The organism is Mariluticola halotolerans (assembly GCF_021611515.1).
Taxonomy (GTDB): Bacteria; Pseudomonadota; Alphaproteobacteria; order Rhizobiales; family Devosiaceae; genus Mariluticola; species Mariluticola halotolerans.
Genome location: NZ_CP090960.1, coordinates 120154 through 138051 on the forward strand (window position 1 = coordinate 120154; position 17898 = coordinate 138051).

The window sequence follows — 17898 nt, forward strand, 5'->3', positions numbered from 1 at the left end:
ATTTCGACACGTAAAAGACGATCAACAGGAGAGACGTCGATGTTGAAGAAACTGCTTCTTGGTACGGTTGCTGTCATTGCAATCGCCGGCCATGCCTATGCTCAGGACCGCGCGGAATTCCGCGTTGGCATCCTTGGTGGCGAGAACGAAGCTGACCGCCTGCGCAATTTCGAATGCCTTGTTGACCACCTCAAGGAAGACATGGGTTTTGAGAAGGTTTCGCTGTTCCCGGCTGCCGATTATGACGGCGTGATCCAGGGCCTGCTTGGCGGCACACTTGATTATGCCGAACTCGGCGCTTCGGGCTATGCCAAGACTTATCTGGAAAACCCCGATGCGGTTGAGCCGATCCTGACCACGGTCCAGACCGATGGTTCCACCGGCTATTATTCGATCATGGTGGCCCGCAAGGATAGCGGCATGACCAAGATTGAAGACATGAAGGGCAAGAAGCTCGGCTTTGCCGACCCGGATTCCACTTCCGGCTTTCTCGTGCCCAATGTGACCCTGCCTGACGCCATTGGCGCACCGGTTGATGAATTCTTCTCCGAAACCGGTTTCGGCGGCGGTCATGAAAACCTCGTGCTTGAAGTTGTCAAAGGCACGTTTGATGCCGGCACCACATGGGGTTCGGGCGTTGGCGATTTCGCTGATGGCTATACCTCGGGCAACCTCAACAAGATGGTCGAGAAGGGCATTCTCGACATGGACGATCTGGTTGAACTGTGGAAGTCGCCATTGATCCCGAACGGTCCGATTGTTGTGCGTACCACGCTCGACCAGGAAACAAAGGATGCGTTCAAGGCCATGATGATGGCGATGCCTGCGAACGATCCGGCTTGCTTCGCGGCCATTCAGGGTGGCGACTATGAGGGTCTGACGGAAGTCAATGTCGACTTCTATCAGCCGATCATCGCAGCCCGTAAATCGCTTATTGGCGGTTAGGTTTAACCGATGACTTGAACATGCCCGTCCGTGCGCGCCGGGCATGTTCATATCCTCCCCACAGGTGGACACGGATATGCAGGCAGCTCTCACTCCCGGTGCCGAGACGCGGATCAGGGCCGTTGAGGCGCATTGGCGCCAACTGGCTGGACAGCGCCGGTTCTACACCATTCTCAGCATCGTGCTGCTTGTGATGGCGACAGCAGGTTCCCTCTGGTTTGCCAATGAGAGCAATGCGGGCAAGTTTTTTGACCGCCTGCCGTATTTCTTCGATTTTTTCAAAGACATGGCGCCGCGCGATGGCTGGGAAGTCTGGCGCGCCTTGTTTGATCTTGAGAGCCCTTATTATGACGGGTCGTTCAAGTACGATTATACCGAGGGAAGGGTGCCATTGTTTGGCGGTCTTTATCTTCCCGAATACATGTTCAAGATGATCGAGACGCTGAACATTGCCATTGTTTCAACGCTTGTTGGCTTCGGACTTGGATTTGTGTTCTGCTTTCTGGCGGCTTCCAACATCACCACGCGGCGTTGGTTGCGGTTCTTTGTGCGGCGCTTTCTCGAAATTTTGCGTGCCTTCCCCGAAATCGTGATTGCCGGGTTTTTTCTCGCCGTTTTCAGCCTCGGCGCCATTCCGGCCATTCTGGCGGTTGCCATTCATACGGTCGGCGCGCTGGGCAAAATGTTTTTTGAAGTTGTCGAGAATGCTGACATGAAGCCGGATGAGGGCTTGCAGGCGGTTGGCGCGAACTGGCTTGAGCGTGTCTGGTTCGGCATTGTGCCGCAGGTCATGCCGAACTTCATTTCATACGGATTGTTGCGCTTTGAGATCAATGTGCGCGCCTCGACGATTATCGGCGCGGTTGGTGGCGGCGGCATTGGCGAAGTTCTGCGCCTGTCGATCAGCCGCGGGCATGAGGCCAAGACGCTGGCGATCATCCTGTTGTTGTTCACAACGATTGTTTTGGTCGATCAGCTTTCGGCCTGGTTAAGGCGCAAGCTGGTCGGCGATCAGGCCTTTCAGATGGTGGGAGCAGGTTAATGTCTGTCAGCGCAGCCGATGTGGCAATTATCCAGAACCGTTATCCTGAAGTCTTCAAAACCAGCCGGTTGAAACGCTTCAGCCCTCTGATCGCTATCGTGGCGCTTCTGGCCTATGGCATTTATGTGTGGTCGTTTTTTTCGATCAACGACACACTGGCCAAGGCCAATTGGGATATCGCCGGCAATTATCTCGCCGATTGGGTGGCCTATGAGGTGCGCCCCGATATTGAGGTGAAGGACAATTATCTCGAAATCGGTTTTCCGCGATTTTCACCGCTGGGCAGTGATCCTCAAGTGCCCTGGATTACGACGGAGACCTCACGGGTGACCAAGGTGTTTGCAGCGCCAGAGGCGGCCAGCACGGCGACACAAAAATCAGCATCGAGCAGCCTGATGGCACCGGGCACGACAACTGCAGGGCCTTCTACCAGCTTTATGGCACCAACGGCGCCGGTTGGGCAGGCCGAGACAGGTTCTGCCGGTGACGCGCCGCGTTCGGTGACTGAGGACGCTGCTGTGCGGGCCGAGGTGGATATTGGTGACGCGCATTTGAGCATTGTGCCCGGGTTGGTGACGATCTTGCGTCAGGGTGAGATCCTGCATCTGACCCTCAGGCCCGGCGAAAGCGTGACGGCGCGTGATCCGCTGCCGGACTGGGCCAGCCAGAAGCATGCCGGTGGCAAGGTCATGATACAGCTCGGGTTTGCCGGGCGGGTGGAAATTGTCGATGACGCCGTGAAAGTGCGTCACCGGTTTCTGGGCTGGGAGAATTTTCTGTTCGATACCCGCTCGCCTTTTTGGGGCAAGCCGCTGGGCGAGGTGGCGCGTCTGATCATTGCAGGGCCGCAAATCGAACCGGATGTGTCCAATTTTGCACTGGCGTGGGACAATATCACCAGCAATGCGGAATGGCAGCATGGCGATGTGTGGATCAAGCTGTTGCAAACAATCGTTATGGCCTTCGTTGGCACCCTGTTTGCCTCGTTGGTGGCATTTCCGCTGGCGTTTTTGGCGGCGCGCAATATCAACCGCAACAAAGTGGTCAATCAGGTACTCAAGCGCAGTTTTGACTTTCTGCGTTCCGTGGACATGCTGATCTGGGCGCTGGTATTCACACGTACTTTCGGGCCGGGGCCGCTGGCCGGCATTTCGGCGATTTTCTTCACGGATACCGGGACATTCGGCAAGCTCTATTCCGAGACACTGGAGAATATTGACGACAAGCAGCGCGAGGGCATCAAGTCTGTGGGTGCCAGCCCGGTGCTTGTGCAGCGCTATGGCGTGGTGCCACAGGTGCTTCCGGTATTTCTAAGCCAATCATTGTATTTCTGGGAGAGTAATACACGCTCGGCGACCATTATCGGCGCGGTTGGTGCCGGTGGCATTGGTCTCAAGCTGTGGGAAGCGATGCGGACAAATTCCGACTGGGAAAATGTCGCCTATATGGTGCTGCTGATCCTGATCGTGGTGTTTGTGTTCGACAATATCTCGAACTTCCTGCGCAGCAAGCTGATCGGCAAGCCACAGCATTAGGGGCTTCCAGTTTTCCTCCTTATCCCTCGGGCTTGACCCGAGGGGTCATGCGATATTCGCCAAACAAGATGGATGACCCGGATCAAGTCCGGGCACGAAGGTGGGCGCGGGATGCTGTGGGGGCGGGATGCTATTGCCCAAACCCTCATTCTGAGCCTGTCGAAGGACGCGGGGTTCGACACCGAGCGTGCCGCCCATCCTGCGACAAGCTCAGGATGAGGTTGGGTGCGGACTTCAGAATGAGATTGGGTGCACGACAGGCACAGAACCGTTTGCCGCTCTGGATTGCCGCGCGCCTATGGCGCTCGCAATGACGGCGGAGGGTTGGGCATGTGCGGCTACACAATTGCGTGAGAACTCCCCCGAAACACTGCATGTTCAGCATGGATTAACCCAAATCCGGCCAAGCTATATGCGTCTGGGCAAGCGGCGGTGCGCATGAAGATCGTCAACGGATATGTGTGTGAATGCAGTGACGAGGTGCGTCTTGCCAAGCGCGGCATTGACCCGGCCAACCCCCGCAATGATCCCGAGATAGCGCGGGAACTGGCCGAGAAGAGCGCTGCAACATCTGCCCGGCCTGTTGATGCGGCCGAGGGCGGTGCGCTTGATCCGAAACGGGATGATGCGGCCGATCAATTTGCGGATGCGGCCCTTATCTTCGGGGGAATGCTTGAGGGAACCGAAGTTGCGGACTTCGCCAGGCAAATTTCGCAACTCGTTGACAGGTATGTGTAAACTCCGAGCGGAGCGCTATCCGTGGCGGCTTATCTCCACTCGATAACAGCTGATTGAGCGGGTTGCTGACCGGCGATGACCTGGGGCAGGGCAACGACTGTGCCCATGCTGGCCAAAACCAGGGTTGTGGAAACGATCAGTGATGTGAGCAGGTTCGTTTTCATTTTTGCCTCCGTGCGTCCGCTGAAGTGTGTCTTCAGGGATAGGAACGCACGGAGAGCCGAAATGGTTCAGATATTTTTTAACTAAGGCAGGCGCGCCAGCCGATCTATCAGCAGATCGTAATACCCTTGCGCGTTGGCCTTGGAGAGGAAGAACGCGTTGCGCGGGAAATCGGTCTCGTCGGTGACACCCCAGAAGTCGGCGACGGTCATGCCGCGTGTCAGTTCGCTTTTGGTTTCGATGGTGACATTGATCTGCCGGCCTTCGAAGAGGTCGGGATTGATCAGATAGGATGTGACGCAAGGGTCGTGCAACGGCGCGCCATCCCAGCCGTATTTGGCCAGGTCGAAATCTTCCGAGAAATCCAGCATGTCGGCGACTGCCGTGCCCGATTTATTGCCGATATTGCGGAAAGCTGTGAGCCGTTCCTTGGTTGTCAGTAATTGATGGGAGACGTCAAGCGAGGCCACAACCAGGGGGATGCCTGAGCGGAAGACGTTATCGGCGGCTTCGGGGTCCACATAGATGTTGAATTCGGCTGCCGGGGTGATGTTGCCCATCTGGAAATAGCCGCCGCCCATCAAGACAATCTGTTCGATACGTTCGGCAATGGCCGGCTGCTTGGCCAGCGCCATGCCGATATTGGTCAAGGGGCCGAGCGCGCAGATGGTCACCGTTCCGGGCGCCTCCGACATGATGGTGTCGATGATGTAATCAACGCCATGCTGGCTCTGCAGGCTGATTTTTGGCTCCGGCAGCTGTGGGCCGTTTAATCCCGTTTCGCCATGTACATGCTCTGCCGTCACCAGTTTGCGTTGCAGCGGCCGTGCGCAACCGGCATAGACGGGGATTTCGGTCCGTCCGCTCAGTTCCACGACTTTGAGTGCGTTGATTGCATTCTGGCGCAGGCCGACATTGCCGGCAACGGCGACAATGCCAAGTACGTCAAAGTCTTCGGGCGAGGCGAGGGCCAGGAGAATGGCCACGGCATCGTCCTGGCCGGGATCTGTATCGATGATGATTTTACGGGGCATGTGTTGTTCAACCAATTGTTTTTTGAACAACTTAGCGGCGTAAATTGCCCGCGTCGATGGGGCATGGCATTTACCCATCTGCCTTTGGGTCGCACAGTGTCAGGTGGTGTTCAGGCGGGCTGATGTGCCCGCCCTGGCACCCGGTTGTGGATCAGCGGTTTACGATCAGTTCAGGGCCCATAAGGCTGTAAGGCAGCCATGTCGAAATCCAGGGCACATAGGTGACGATAACCAAAAAGACCATCAGGACGGCGACGAAGGGCAGAGCCGCCTTGACCACCCGCATCAGGCTCATGCCGGTGATGCCTGAGGTCACGAACAGGTTGAGGCCTATGGGAGGCGTGATCATGCCGATTTCCATATTCACCACCATGATGATGCCGAGGTGGATGGGGTCAATTCCCAGCTCAAGCGCGATGGGGAAGACCACAGGCGCCACGATGAGCAGCAGGCCCGAGGGTTCCATGAACTGGCCGCCGAGCAGGAGCAAAAGATTGACGGCGATGAGGAAGGTGAACCAGTTGAAACCGGCACCCAGCATCAGATCAGTGATGGTTTGCGGGATGCGTTCGGAGGTGAGTACGTGGGCAAACAGGAGCGCGTTGACGATGATGAACATCAGCATCACCGTGGTGCGGGCGCTATCAACCAGTGCCTTTTTGGTGTCGGCATGGAAGAGCGCCGGGACGAAGGTCTTGAGGATCAGGCCCAGATTATAGGCCCATAGGGAGAACCCGGCGACAAAGGTTAGAGGGTGTGGCTGGTGCCGCAAATAGGGATAACCAATCAAGGTGACGAGACCCATTGAGAGCCCGATCCACATGCGGGTGTTTGTGGGCAGGGCCGAGAAGAAAAAGAAAGAAACGATCATCCAGACAAAGAACAAGGCCAGCGCGTAGACCGCTGCCTTGAAGCCCACAGCGCTGCGTGCGGATGCACCATCAGGGATCCAGGGCAAGCCTTTCAACGGGCCCATATCACGATAAACGAACAGGGCGATGAGGGCTGCGTAGACGGCGGCGACGGATGCGGCTTCTGTGGGGGTGAAGGCACCACCATAAATGCCGCCGATGATGATGAAAATCAGGAAGAGGCCCCAGCCCGCATCCTTTGAGGCGGCAATGATTTCACCAAAGCCTTTCCAGTCTTCGGCCGGAAGCTTCTTGATGCGGGCCACCACATAGATGGCGCCCATCAGCATGGCGCCGGCCAACAGCCCCGGGACAACGCCGGCAAGGAACATGCGGCCCACCGAAACATTGGTGGCGGCGGCATAGACGACCATGACGATGGAGGGCGGGATCAGAATGCCGAGGGTACCGGCATTGGCGATGATGCCTGCGGCAAAATCCTTGGTGTAGCCAACCTGCAGCATGCCCGCGATGGCAATGGTGCCAATGGCAACCACGGTGGCGGGTGAGGAGCCGGACAGGGCGGCAAACAGCATGCAGGCCAGAACACTGGCCATGGCAAGGCCACCGCGGAAATGGCCCACGCTGGCGATTGCCACGCGGATGATGCGCTGGGCGACCCCGCCGGTCGACATGAAAGTGGAGGCGAGGACGAAAAACGGGATGGCCAGAAGTGTGTAGTTTTGCGATGCGGTGAACAGCTGCAGGGCAACCGATGACAGGCTGTCGGTTGAGAAGAACGAGATAACCAGAATACTGGACAGGCCGAGCGAGACGGCAATCGGCACGCCCAGAAACAACAAGGCGATCACCAGAACGAAAAGAATGAGCGCTTCCATATTGCTTGGTTCCCTGTTTCCGGCAGACGCGTGAGAGCCGGTGCGTCGGTTGTCAGGTTGAAACTAGTCTTTGAGCAGGTGCTTGTTTTCGGCGACCAGCTCTTCGGCTTCATGGCTGGCAATGATGAGCCGGCGTTTGCCGCGCAGGATGTCGATGACCGCCTGGACACAGCGGTACCCAAACAGACCGAGACCAATTGGCAAGATGAGATAGGCGATCCAGCGCTGTACGCGCTCCTGAAGGCCAAAGGTTTCCTGGGCCCATTCCGGATAGCGCAGGTCATCCAGGCCGATGCCGACCTTGAACATTTTTGACCAGTAGTCGAAAGCGCCGCCGCGTGCATTGGCACCGAAAAACTGCAGCCAGTTCGAATAGAGCAGGATGACCGCGTAAAGGACGCAGGCAAATGCGCCAAACACGGCTACGGCGCGGAAAGCCCGTTTGGGCAGAAGATGGATAAAGGCATCAACACCGAGATGGGCATTGATGCGCACCGCGTAACTCATGCCGAACAGGATCAGCCAGGCAAACAGGATGCGGGTAAATTCGAGCGCGCCGCCCCAGCCGCTGGAAAAACCATAACGCATGACTACTTGCGAGAAGGAGACCAGTGTGATGGCCGCCATCAATATGGCGAGAACGCCCTCTTCGAAGCGCGCAATGACGCTAGGCCAGCGCCGCTCCACAATGAAGAGCGCGAGGAGAACGATAGCAACTGTCGTGAGAATCTGTGTCATGACGTTTCCCCTCGCGCCTGACGAATAAAAAGGACCTTCCGAAGGTGTAAGCCGACGTCCTCCGGAAGGCCAAGTCTTACATGTTTGACGCGGCTGCAGCGTCAATCAGGTCTTTGCCAATATCGGCCTCGAACTCGTTCCAGACCGGGCTCATCACATCGACCCACTGCTGGCGCTGTTCTGCGGAAAGTTCACGGATCGTGCCACCGGCATCGACAATGTTCTGCCGGCAAATCGCTTCTTTCTCGGCCACCGAGGCATTGGCCTCAGCTGTTACCTCGTCAACAATGCTGACGAACTGGTCGCGCACAGCCGGATCAAGTCCGCTCAGCCATTCGGTGGAGGTGACCAGCAAATAGGCGAGAAGCTGGTGATTGGTCACCGTGATGCCGTCCTGCACTTCAAAGAATTTCTGGGTGTAGATATTGCACCAGGAGTTTTCCTGCCCATCGACAACGCCGGTCTGTAGTGCGCCATAGACTTCCGAGAAGGCCAGTTTCTGGGCCGAGCCGCCCATGGCCTTGATCATGGCTTCAGCCACGTCAGAGGTCTGGATGCGGAATTTCAGGCCGTCTGCATCCGATGGTGCCAGCAAAGGTTTGTTGGCCGAGAATTGCTTGAGGCCTGACGACCAGTAACCAAGGCCGGTATAGCCGACGTCTTCGGTGGCCTTGAGCAGGTCTTTGCCAGCGTCACTGGTGGTGAAGCGTGTCACCGCGTCGAGATCGGAAAACAGGAAAGGCAGGTCGAACAGGCGATATTTGAGCGTATAGGCCTCGAATTTGGCGAGGGACGGGGCGGCCAGCTGAACGTCACCCAGCAAGAGAGCTTCCATCACCTTGTCGTCATCGAACAATGTGGAGTTCGGGAACACTTCCATGCAGGCGACGCCATTCATCTCGGCATTGACCCGGTCTGCGAGAAGGGTCGCAGCGTCGCCCTTGGGGTGTCCGCTTGCCGCCACGACGTGGCTGAACTTGATGACCATTTCACCGGAATCACAATCCGCCATCGCGCCTGTGGTGCCAAGCATCAATGCGCCAGCCGCAAATGCGGCGACTTGGGTCAGTTTCATATCTATTCCTCCCATTTGCTGCAATTCGCAGCCATTGCGGGAGAGAGAGAGCAAGCATCGCCGGCGTCTGCAAGCGGCAGGGCAGGTGCAAAGTGCGAAAATTTCAGGTTTGAGAGGTGCGTGGGTGGAATTCGTTACATTTCACCTCTGGCATGTGTGGGAATGGGAGCAAACCGGGGTATTGGCCTGTTTAAAAAGAGCACGGACTTTCAAACTGACAGGCGACACCGGTTTCGGGATGGGTCACGAACAGGGTGTGCGCATGCAATTGCAAACAGGGGGCTGCTGCCAGCGCCTCGGCGGGTGCATAGAGGTTGTCGCCGAGTATCGGATAGCCGAGATCCAGCATGTGGACGCGCAATTGGTGGCTGCGCCCGGTAACCGGTTTCAGTTCAATCCGGGTAATACCGGGCTCGCGCGCCAGAACGCGCCAGTCGGTAATCGCTTCGCGGCCGCGCTCGTAATCGATGTGTTGTTTGGGCCGGTTGGGCCAGTCGGTCATGATGGGTTTGTTGATCCGTCCGGCTTCTTCCGGGATTTCTCCCCAGACGCGGGCAATATAGGTTTTGCGGGTTTTGCGCTTTTCGAACTGCAGACCGAGATGGGCATGCGCCGAGGCGGTCAGCCCGAGGATGATCACGCCCGAGGTATCCTTGTCGAGGCGGTGCACGATACGGGCACCGGGGAATTGTTGTTGAGCGCGCGCTTCCAGACAGTCAGCCAGATCAGGCTGCTTGCCGGCAACGGTCAGCAGGCCGCTGGGCTTGTCGAGCACAAGAATGTGTTCGTCACTATGGATGATGGACAAAAACGGATCTGTTGGCGGCCTGTATTCAAAGGGGCGCACCGTGCCCGGCAATTCATTCCCGATGGGTCTTACTTCCTTTTTTTGAAGTCAGTGCGGGACAAATCATATTTCTGCATTTTCTCATAGAGGGTTTTGCGCGAGAGGCCGAGAGATTCATAGGCGGCCTTCAGATTGCCGTTACGGGCACGCAGTTCAGCGGCTATCGCTTCGCTTTCGAAAGCGGCCACGCGGTCCTTGAGGCTTTGCGTGCCGCTGTTGGGGGGCGGCGCGTTGCCATCGTTGATGCCCAGCACATAGCGCTCCGCGGCATTGTGCAATTCGCGCACATTCCCCGGCCACTCGCGGTTGAGAATGCTTGTAATCAAGGCGTCGGGGGGCGGCGGTGGATCACGGCGGAAGCGGGTGGCTGCCGCATCGACCATCTGGATAAACAGCTGCGGGATGTCTTCCGTATGTGCTTTCAGCGGTGGCAATCGCAGTGTCACGACATTCAACCTGTAAAGAAGGTCCCGGCTAAAGGACGGGATTGTGTCTGCATCTGAGTGGTTGTCAGCCTCCAGCTCGAGGTTGGAAGCGCCGATAAAGCGGCAATTGAGTTTGATGGGATCGTGGCTGCCAAGCCGGGTAATCGAGCGGTCCTCGATGACACGCAGAAGCCTGGCTTGCAGTTCAGGTGGCATGGTGTGCGCATGGTCCAGAAAGATGGTGCCGTTCCGCCCATGTTCGAGCTTGCCGAAACGCGGGCGTATTGCGCCGGCAAACGCCCCCGCCTCGTAGCCGAACAATTCAGCCTCAATCATCTCGGCCGGGAGGGCTGCGCAATCGATTACAACAAAGGGATGATCGCGCGCTTCGGACAAGTCGTGAATTGCGCGGGCGGCAACTTCCTTGCCGGTGCCTGTGTCGCCAATGATCAGCACGTCGCTCGGCGTGCTGGCGATTGTGCGGATCTGGTTGCGTATTGCCGCCATCATCTGGCTGCGGCCTGCAAGGCGGACCTCAAGATCGTCCGGCCTGTTGGTGATACTGTCGCGCAGTGCGCGGTTTTCAAGCGTGAGGGCTCTTTTCTCGGCAGCGCGGCTGATCGATTCAAGGAACCGTTCCGTGGTGAAGGGTTTCTCGATAAAATCATAGGCGCCTTCGCGCATGGCCTCGACGGCGAGATTGATGTCGCCATGGCCCGTCACCAGCACAACCGGCAGGTCTGCGTCTATGGCACAAGCGGCGCGGAGCAATTGCATCCCGTCCATGCCGGGCATGCGTATGTCGCTGACAAGGATGCCATTATATGTGCGCGAGAGCGTGCTGAGTGCCTCCGCTGCGGTTGCCATTGTGCGCACCTTGTAGCCGGCGAGATCAAGTGTCTGGCTGGCGGCGATGCGCAAGTGTTCTTCGTCATCGACAAACAGGATTTCGACAGATGTGCTCATTCGGCTGCTGCTTTGGACTGTTCGCCCTGATCCAGGGTGATGGTGAATTCCGCACCGCCTTCCGGGGTGTTGGCTGCGGTCAGCTGACCTTCGAAATCCTTGATGATATTGTATGAAATTGACAGCCCCAGACCCAGGCCCTTGCCCACTTCCTTTGTGGTGAAGAACGGGTCGAATACAGTGGTGAGCGTGTCCGGGGCGAGACCTGGGCCTGTGTCGGTGACGCGGATCATCACCTTGCCGTTTTCGCAAGCCGTGTGGATGGTGACGCGTGATGTGTTTTGCCCCTGCATCGCGTCCAGCGCATTCAGCACGAGATTGACGATAACCTGCTGCAGGCGGACATAGCCGGCGCGCGCCCATATGTCGGGCTCAGCGGCTGAAACCACTATTTCTGCGTTATCGGCATGTATTCTCGACGTCAGAACGCTCAGCGCATCATCAATGACGGTGCTGACGGGAACGGTGCTATAGGTTGGGTTGGGCTTGCGGGCAAAATTGCGCAAGTGCTTGGAAATCTGAGCCATGCGGTCGGTCAGGTCGGAAATGCGTTTGATATTGTTCCGCGCCTCGTCCTCGCGGCCGCGATCCATATAGGTCAGCGCGTTGTTGGCATAAGACTTTATCGCGGAAAGGGGCTGGTTATATTCGTGCGAAAGTGCGGTGGACATCTGCCCCAGCGCTGCGAGCTTGCCAGTCTGGATGAGTTCATTCTGTGTCTGGCGCAATTGCATGTTTGCTGCGCGGCGTTCCTCGATCTCATGTTCAAGGGTGGTGTTGGTTTCGATGAGGGCGCGCGTGCGATCGCGGACCATTCGTTCAAGGCGCAGCGAGGTGGCGCGGTCGAGACGTTTGCGCCGGTCGATCGTATATTGATGGTGGATCAGCGCCTGTACCGCCAGTGCGATCAGCGCACAGGCCACGGCCGACAGGGAACTCCATAGTGTTCGATAACCCATGCTGGGGGCGATGTCGGCCAGAACGCGGAGTTGCCAGCCCAATAATGGCAGCGGCCGGGAAATTTCCAGATACTGCGTATTCTCTCCCACAATTTCCACAAACTTGCCGGCACCGCGGGGCACTTCAATATCATCGGTTCGCCGCAAGCGCAGATTTTCGCGATTGGACATGACGATGGTGTGGTTTTTATCGACCGCCAAAACAGGGTTGTCGGTGAGCGACCACGAGGCTTCGAGTTGTTCCAGGCTGACGTAAACAGCAACGACGCCGACAAAGCCGGTCGCGTCGCGGACGCCGGTGGTGAAAACATACGCGCGCTTTCCGTTGTCGAGTACACGCATTTCCCTGCCGAGGCGGCCTTGCGCCGCCGCGATGAACAGCGGCGATTCCGGTTCAATCCGGTCTGAGAAGAACCCGATACCTGTCGCGAGCGGCTTTCCGTCCGGATAAATGAAACTGATGTCCATGGCGCCCGAAAGACCGACAACATGAAGGGCGATGCGCCGCGCCGATTGCAGTGTTTCCGGGCCTGGGGTTTTTGTGAACAGGTCCGGGAGGTCGTTGCGGCGGGCCAGCATTGCCGGCAGCAGCCGGTATTTGTCGAGCAGACCCGCCAGAACCTCGGCCTGCACAAAAAGCGTTTCGCGGGCATTTGCGCGTAAACGCTCCTGCACAAGATCGGCAGCGATATTTCCAGAGACCCATGCAGCCACGATGCCCATTACCAGAACGACCAGCAGATTTGCTGCGCTCAATTTTCGGTATTTACGGGTGAGGGCGGCGCCACTCGTCATCGGGTATTCCAGCTTTTGTCGATGTATAGCGGTACTATCCCGTGAAATTATTGTCCTGTCATGCTTTTTACGTCCTCCGCCGGGAGCAGAATGTTTGAGTTTTTCTAATCTAACCGCTTTGCAAGGAGCGGTTCGGCGTGCCAGACTGAGACATCTGAGGGGATCATTGTCATGAATTCAGGATTGCGAAATGCCGCAAACGCCTATTGTTTACGATGGCCCAACGCCAGAACCCCGCGCCCATACTGCTGATGCACTCGCGTCTGAAATTCTAGAAAAGCTCACATATTCTGTCGGTAAAGACCCGATTGTCGCCCGCCGCAACGATTGGCTGCAGGCCACTATTCTGGCTGTGCGGGACAGGATCATCGACATCTGGATGGAGTCGACGCGCGAGACATGGCGCAAGGGCGACAAGCGGGTCTATTATCTCTCGCTCGAGTTTCTGATCGGGCGTTTGATGCGGGATGCCTTTTCCAACCTGGAATTGATGCAGCCGGTACGCGAGGCGTTGCAGCGTTTCGACGTTGATCTGAACGATTTGATTGACCTTGAGCCGGATGCCGCGCTTGGCAATGGTGGGCTCGGCCGCCTTGCCGCCTGCTTCATGGAGAGCATGTCGAGCGTCAAAATCCCGGCCTATGGCTATGGCATTCGTTATGTACACGGGCTTTTCCGGCAGGAAGTTTCCGACGGATGGCAGGTTGAACTGCCTGAAACGTGGCTGGCGCATGGCAACCCCTGGGAATTCGAGCGGCGGGAAAGCGCCTATCAGGTGGGGTTCGGCGGCTATGTCGAGCCGGTCCAGCAAGAAGATGGCACAACACAGCAGATCTGGCACCCGGCGGATCACGTTCTGGCCGTGGCGTTTGACACGCCGGTTGTGGGCTGGCGCGGGGCGCGGGTGAACACGCTAAGGCTCTGGAGCGCGCAGCCGATTGACCCGATCCTGCTGGACCGTTTCAATTCCGGTGATCATGTGGGCGCGCTGGAAGAAAGCTCCAAGGCAGAAGCGATTACGCAAATTCTTTATCCCGCCGATTCAACGCCGGCCGGGCAGGAATTGCGCTTGCGGCAGGAGTTTTTCTTCTCGTCGGCGTCGCTGCAGGACATTATCCGGCGCCATATCCAGCAATATAATGATCTGGGGTCCTTGCCGGATAAAGTGGCCATCCAGCTGAACGACACGCATCCAGCTATTTCAGTGGCTGAACTGATGCGTATTCTTATCGATGAGCACGACATCAAATGGGACAGGGCGTGGGATATCACGCGCGCAGTGTTTGGTTTCACCAATCATACCCTGATGCCAGAAGCGCTTGAAACGTGGCCGGTCGCTCTTCTGGAGCAGATGTTGCCCCGGCATATGCAGATCATCTATGCGATCAATGCCGCCGTACTCATTGAAGCGCGCAAGGGAGCTGGTTTTGATGATGGGGCGATATCTAATGTCTCGTTGATTGACGAACATGGTGGCCGCCGGGTACGCATGGCGCAACTGGCTTTTGTGGGGTCCCACTCGGTCAATGGCGTTTCCGGGCTGCACTCGGAATTGATTAAAACGACGATTTTTTCTGATCTGCACAAGCTTTATCCCGACCGGATCAACAACAAGACCAACGGGATCACGCCGCGGCGGTGGTTGATGCAGTGCAATCCGGGCCTGACCCAGTTGATAGCTGACCGCATCGGCCCCGCTTTTATGGACGATACCGAGGCGCTGGTGGCGCTGGACAAGCATGCAGACGATCCCGATTTTCAGCGACAGTTTGCCGAGGTCAAGCGCGCCAACAAGGTTCGGCTTGCCGCGCTGATCAAGGAACGTACGCATATTGTGGTGTCGCCTGATGCGCTGTTTGATGTGCAGATCAAACGGATACACGAATACAAGCGCCAATTGCTGAACGTGGTCGAGGCGGTTGCGCTTTACAATTCCATAAAGGCGCATCCGGAAAAGGAATGGGTGCCAAGGGTCAAGATTTTTGCCGGCAAGGCGGCACCGGGCTACTGGAATGCCAAGCTGATCATCAAACTGATGAATGACGTTGCAAAGGTCATCAATAATGATCCGGCGGTGCGCGGGATTTTGAAAGTGGTGTTCCTGCCCAATTATAATGTCTCGCTGGCTGAAGTGATTATTCCGGCGGCGGATCTCAGCGAACAGATCTCTACTGCGGGCATGGAAGCCTCGGGGACGGGGAACATGAAGTTCGCCCTCAATGGCGCGCTGACCATTGGCACGCTGGATGGCGCCAATGTGGAGATGCAGGATCTGGTCGGGCCGGAGAACATCGTGATCTTCGGCATGACCGCCGATCAGGTGGAGGAGCAACGCAAGTCGAGCCTGAGCCCGCGTTCGGTCATTGAGCAATCGCAGGATTTGCGCGAAGCGCTTGAGGCTATCAAGGGCGGGGTGTTTTCGCCGGATGATCGTAATCGCTATGATGATCTGATCGAGGGGCTTTATGAGCATGACTGGTTCATGGTCACGCGCGATTTTGATGCCTATGCGGCCGCGCAACGCAAGGTCGACCGGATCTGGCTGGACAAGGCGAAATGGAATGCCATGGCCATTCGGAATACCGCCCATATGGGATGGTTTTCTTCAGACAGGACAATCCGACAATATGCCGAAGACATTTGGGGTGTGCCGGTTGAGGAAGGCAAAAAGTGATACGACCGGATTTGCAGGCAGACCAAAAAGACGTCGAAGCAATCGCCTCGGGGCAACATACGAACCCGTTCGCCGTTCTGGGTTTGCATGAAACGGGTGAGGCGTGGATTGCCCGAACTTTCATTCCCCATGCCAAGGCCCTGACGGCTTTCGACAAGGACGGAGCCCTGTTGGGAACGCTTGAACTGCGGGACACGCGCGGCTTTTTTGAAGGGCTGCTGAATTTGAAAGCCCGCGGCCCGGTCCGTTATCATGCCAGCAATGACGGGGGGGAATGGGACGTTTGGGACCCTTACAGCTTCGGACCGGTACTTGGGCCGATGGACGACTACTATATCGGTGAGGGTTCGCACCTGAGGTTGTTCGACAAGCTGGGTGCCCATGTTCTTGAATTTGAAGGTGTTTCGGGAACGCATTTTGCCGTCTGGGCACCCAACGCCCGGCGGGTAAGTGTTGTCGGGCCGTTCAATGACTGGGACGGGCGCCGCCATCCCATGCGCCTGCGCGTTGATACCGGAATATGGGAAGTGTTCATTCCCGAGATCGGGCCGGGGACGATTTACAAATACGAGATTATCGGGGTGGACGGTGATCTGTTGCCGCTGAAAGCCGATCCCTTTGCCCAGCAGGGCGAAATCCGGCCAAGCAATGCCTCGGTTGTGGCCGATCCGACGCCGTTTGAATGGACTGATGCCGCCTATATGGAAAAGCGGGCCCAAGGCGATTGGCGCCGGGCACCTATGTCCATTTATGAAGTGCATCTGGGGTCGTGGCGGCGGCATCCGGATGGCAGCTTTTTCACCTATGACATGCTGGCCGAGCAATTGGTGCCGTACGCGGCGGATATGGGGTTTACCCATATCGAATTGTTGCCGATTTCCGAGCACCCCTATGACCCTTCCTGGGGCTATCAACCGACCGGGCTTTATGCGCCGACCTCGCGCTTTGGGTCGCCCGCTGCATTCGCCCGTTTTGTCAATGCGGCCCATGCGGCCGGGCTTGGGGTCATACTGGATTGGGTGCCGGCGCATTTTCCAACCGATGCCCATGGTCTGGCGCGGTTTGATGGCACAGCGCTTTATGAGCATCTTGATCCGCGGCGGGGCTATCACCCCGACTGGAACACTGCGATTTATAATTTCGGGCGCAAGGAGGTGGTGTCGTTCCTTGTGAACAATGCGCTCTACTGGCTAGAGAAATTCCATATCGACGGGCTGCGCGTCGATGCTGTCGCCTCGATGCTCTATCTCGATTATTCGCGCAATCCGGGTGAATGGGTGCCGAATGAGCGGGGCGGCAATGAAAATCTTGAGGCGGTTTCATTTCTGCAGCGGGTGAATGCGGCGACCTATCAGGCGCACCCGGGAACCTTCATGATTGCCGAGGAATCGACGTCATGGCCAGGGGTCAGTCAGCCCGTACACAATGGCGGGCTGGGGTTTGGGTTCAAATGGAATATGGGGTTCATGAATGACACCCTGCAATATATGAGCCGGGATCCCATTCATCGCGGGCATCACCACAAGGATATGACTTTTGGGCTGCTCTATGCGTTTTCCGAGAATTTCGTATTGCCGCTCAGCCATGACGAGGTTGTGCATGGCAAGTCTTCGCTGATCGAGAAAATGCCGGGGGATACCTGGCAGCAATTCGCCAATCTGCGCGCCTATTATGCCTTCATGTGGGGGCACCCGGGCAAGAAGCTTTTGTTTATGGGGCAGGAGTTTGCGCAGACGGCTGAATGGGATGAATCAAGGGGGCTGAACTGGCGGCTGCTCGGGAACGAGACCCATGACAATATGCGGCGGCTGATTACTGACCTGAATGGCGCCTATCGGGAACTGCCCGCACTTCATGCCCGCGATTGCGAGCCGGAAGGCTTTGAATGGCTGATCGGCAATGACCGCACGAATTCAGTTTTCGCCTGGGTCCGCAAGGCCCCTGGAGAGGAGCCGGTTGTGGTGATTTCCAACTTCACCCCGGTGCCGCGTACAAATTACCGGGTGCCCATGCCCAAGGCGGGGCGATGGACAGAGCGGATCAATACGGATGCACAATGGTATTCTGGCAGCAATATGGGGAACCTTGGCGGCATCGAAGCCGTTGAAGCGGAATATGGCGGGTGGCCTGCTTATGCCGACCTGCTGTTGCCGCCTCTTGCAACCCTGATACTCAAATTCGAGCCGGACTGACCGGTAACTAAGCAGGTAGTA

The 17898-nt window shown here is 57.2% G+C and carries 14 protein-coding genes; 6 read left to right on the forward strand and 8 right to left on the reverse strand.

Features of this window, described 5'->3' with window-relative positions; translation table 11 throughout:
• Positions 1-39 precede the first annotated feature (39 nt).
• The 4 genes from phnD to L1P08_RS00660 all read left to right on the forward strand — a co-directional run bounded on the left by phnD (position 40) and on the right by L1P08_RS00660 (position 4260).
• Positions 40-945 carry a phosphonate ABC transporter substrate-binding protein gene (gene phnD / locus L1P08_RS00645; RefSeq protein ID WP_303618091.1) on the forward strand — a complete coding sequence of 302 codons (906 nt, stop codon included), beginning with the start codon at positions 40-42 and terminating at the stop codon, positions 943-945.
• Positions 946-1021: 76 nt separating this feature from the next.
• Complete coding sequence (gene phnE, locus L1P08_RS00650) at positions 1022-1987, forward strand: phosphonate ABC transporter, permease protein PhnE (RefSeq protein ID WP_303618092.1); 966 nt, start codon at positions 1022-1024, stop codon at positions 1985-1987.
• Positions 1987-3522 carry a phosphonate ABC transporter, permease protein PhnE gene (gene phnE / locus L1P08_RS00655; protein ID WP_303618093.1) on the forward strand — a complete coding sequence of 512 codons (1536 nt, stop codon included), beginning with the start codon at positions 1987-1989 and terminating at the stop codon, positions 3520-3522. Before phnE (L1P08_RS00650) ends, phnE (L1P08_RS00655) begins: the two co-directional genes overlap by 1 nt.
• A gap of 438 nt (positions 3523-3960) precedes the next feature.
• On the forward strand, positions 3961-4260 hold the full coding sequence (locus L1P08_RS00660; protein WP_303618094.1) for a hypothetical protein: 300 nt from the start codon (positions 3961-3963) through the stop codon (positions 4258-4260).
• A gap of 29 nt (positions 4261-4289) precedes the next feature.
• Here the strand turns inward: L1P08_RS00660 and L1P08_RS00665 are convergent, their stop codons facing one another.
• The 8 genes from L1P08_RS00665 to L1P08_RS00700 all read right to left on the reverse strand — a co-directional run bounded on the left by L1P08_RS00665 (position 4290) and on the right by L1P08_RS00700 (position 13011).
• Positions 4290-4424 carry a hypothetical protein gene (locus L1P08_RS00665; RefSeq protein WP_303618095.1) on the reverse strand — a complete coding sequence of 45 codons (135 nt, stop codon included), beginning with the start codon at positions 4422-4424 and terminating at the stop codon, positions 4290-4292.
• An 81-nt stretch (positions 4425-4505) separates the two neighbouring features.
• Positions 4506-5456, reverse strand: coding sequence for a nucleoside hydrolase (locus tag L1P08_RS00670; RefSeq protein WP_303618096.1), 951 nt, complete (start codon positions 5454-5456; stop codon positions 4506-4508).
• 151 nt (positions 5457-5607) lie between these two features.
• Entirely contained in the window at positions 5608-7206 is a 1599-nt protein-coding gene (locus L1P08_RS00675) for a TRAP transporter large permease (RefSeq protein WP_303618097.1), read from the reverse strand.
• 63 nt (positions 7207-7269) lie between these two features.
• A complete protein-coding gene (locus L1P08_RS00680) occupies positions 7270-7944 on the reverse strand; it encodes a TRAP transporter small permease (RefSeq protein WP_303618098.1) in 675 nt (224 codons plus the stop codon).
• A gap of 76 nt (positions 7945-8020) precedes the next feature.
• Entirely contained in the window at positions 8021-9019 is a 999-nt protein-coding gene (locus L1P08_RS00685) for a DctP family TRAP transporter solute-binding subunit (RefSeq protein WP_303618099.1), read from the reverse strand.
• A 190-nt stretch (positions 9020-9209) separates the two neighbouring features.
• Positions 9210-9890, reverse strand: a complete 681-nt coding sequence (locus tag L1P08_RS00690) for a pseudouridine synthase (RefSeq protein WP_438268474.1) — start codon at positions 9888-9890, stop codon at positions 9210-9212.
• Positions 9891-9895: 5 nt separating this feature from the next.
• Positions 9896-11257 (reverse strand): sigma-54-dependent transcriptional regulator, encoded by a 1362-nt coding sequence (locus L1P08_RS00695; RefSeq protein WP_303618101.1) that lies wholly within the window; start codon positions 11255-11257, stop codon positions 9896-9898.
• Complete coding sequence (locus L1P08_RS00700) at positions 11254-13011, reverse strand: sensor histidine kinase (RefSeq protein ID WP_303618102.1); 1758 nt, start codon at positions 13009-13011, stop codon at positions 11254-11256. The genes L1P08_RS00695 and L1P08_RS00700 overlap by 4 nt, the downstream gene beginning before the upstream one ends.
• Before the next feature lie 190 nt (positions 13012-13201).
• Here L1P08_RS00700 and L1P08_RS00705 point away from each other — a divergent pair, with 190 nt between their 5' ends.
• On the forward strand, positions 13202-15685 hold the full coding sequence (locus L1P08_RS00705) for a glycogen/starch/alpha-glucan phosphorylase (RefSeq protein ID WP_303618103.1): 2484 nt from the start codon (positions 13202-13204) through the stop codon (positions 15683-15685).
• Positions 15682-17877: a 1,4-alpha-glucan branching protein GlgB gene (gene glgB / locus L1P08_RS00710; RefSeq protein WP_303618104.1), complete on the forward strand. Its 2196-nt coding sequence runs from the start codon at positions 15682-15684 to the stop codon at positions 17875-17877. Before L1P08_RS00705 ends, glgB begins: the two co-directional genes overlap by 4 nt.
• Positions 17878-17898 lie beyond the last annotated feature (21 nt).

What these genes read in the sequence shown, in the direction of transcription:
- L1P08_RS00660 (WP_303618094.1), top strand. Translation starts at nt 3,961, where the DNA reads ATGAAGATCGTCAACGGATATGTGTGTGAATGCAGTGACGAGGTGCGT.
- L1P08_RS00685 (WP_303618099.1), bottom strand. Translation starts at nt 9,019, where the DNA reads ATGAAACTGACCCAAGTCGCCGCATTTGCGGCTGGCGCATTGATGCTT.
- L1P08_RS00675 (WP_303618097.1), bottom strand. Translation starts at nt 7,206, where the DNA reads ATGGAAGCGCTCATTCTTTTCGTTCTGGTGATCGCCTTGTTGTTTCTG.
- phnD (WP_303618091.1), top strand. Translation starts at nt 40, where the DNA reads ATGTTGAAGAAACTGCTTCTTGGTACGGTTGCTGTCATTGCAATCGCC.
- phnE (WP_303618093.1), top strand. Translation starts at nt 1,987, where the DNA reads ATGTCTGTCAGCGCAGCCGATGTGGCAATTATCCAGAACCGTTATCCT.
- L1P08_RS00680 (WP_303618098.1), bottom strand. Translation starts at nt 7,944, where the DNA reads ATGACACAGATTCTCACGACAGTTGCTATCGTTCTCCTCGCGCTCTTC.
- L1P08_RS00695 (WP_303618101.1), bottom strand. Translation starts at nt 11,257, where the DNA reads ATGAGCACATCTGTCGAAATCCTGTTTGTCGATGACGAAGAACACTTG.
- phnE (WP_303618092.1), top strand. Translation starts at nt 1,022, where the DNA reads ATGCAGGCAGCTCTCACTCCCGGTGCCGAGACGCGGATCAGGGCCGTT.
- L1P08_RS00700 (WP_303618102.1), bottom strand. Translation starts at nt 13,011, where the DNA reads ATGACGAGTGGCGCCGCCCTCACCCGTAAATACCGAAAATTGAGCGCA.
- L1P08_RS00670 (WP_303618096.1), bottom strand. Translation starts at nt 5,456, where the DNA reads ATGCCCCGTAAAATCATCATCGATACAGATCCCGGCCAGGACGATGCC.
- L1P08_RS00665 (WP_303618095.1), bottom strand. Translation starts at nt 4,424, where the DNA reads ATGAAAACGAACCTGCTCACATCACTGATCGTTTCCACAACCCTGGTT.
- L1P08_RS00705 (WP_303618103.1), top strand. Translation starts at nt 13,202, where the DNA reads ATGCCGCAAACGCCTATTGTTTACGATGGCCCAACGCCAGAACCCCGC.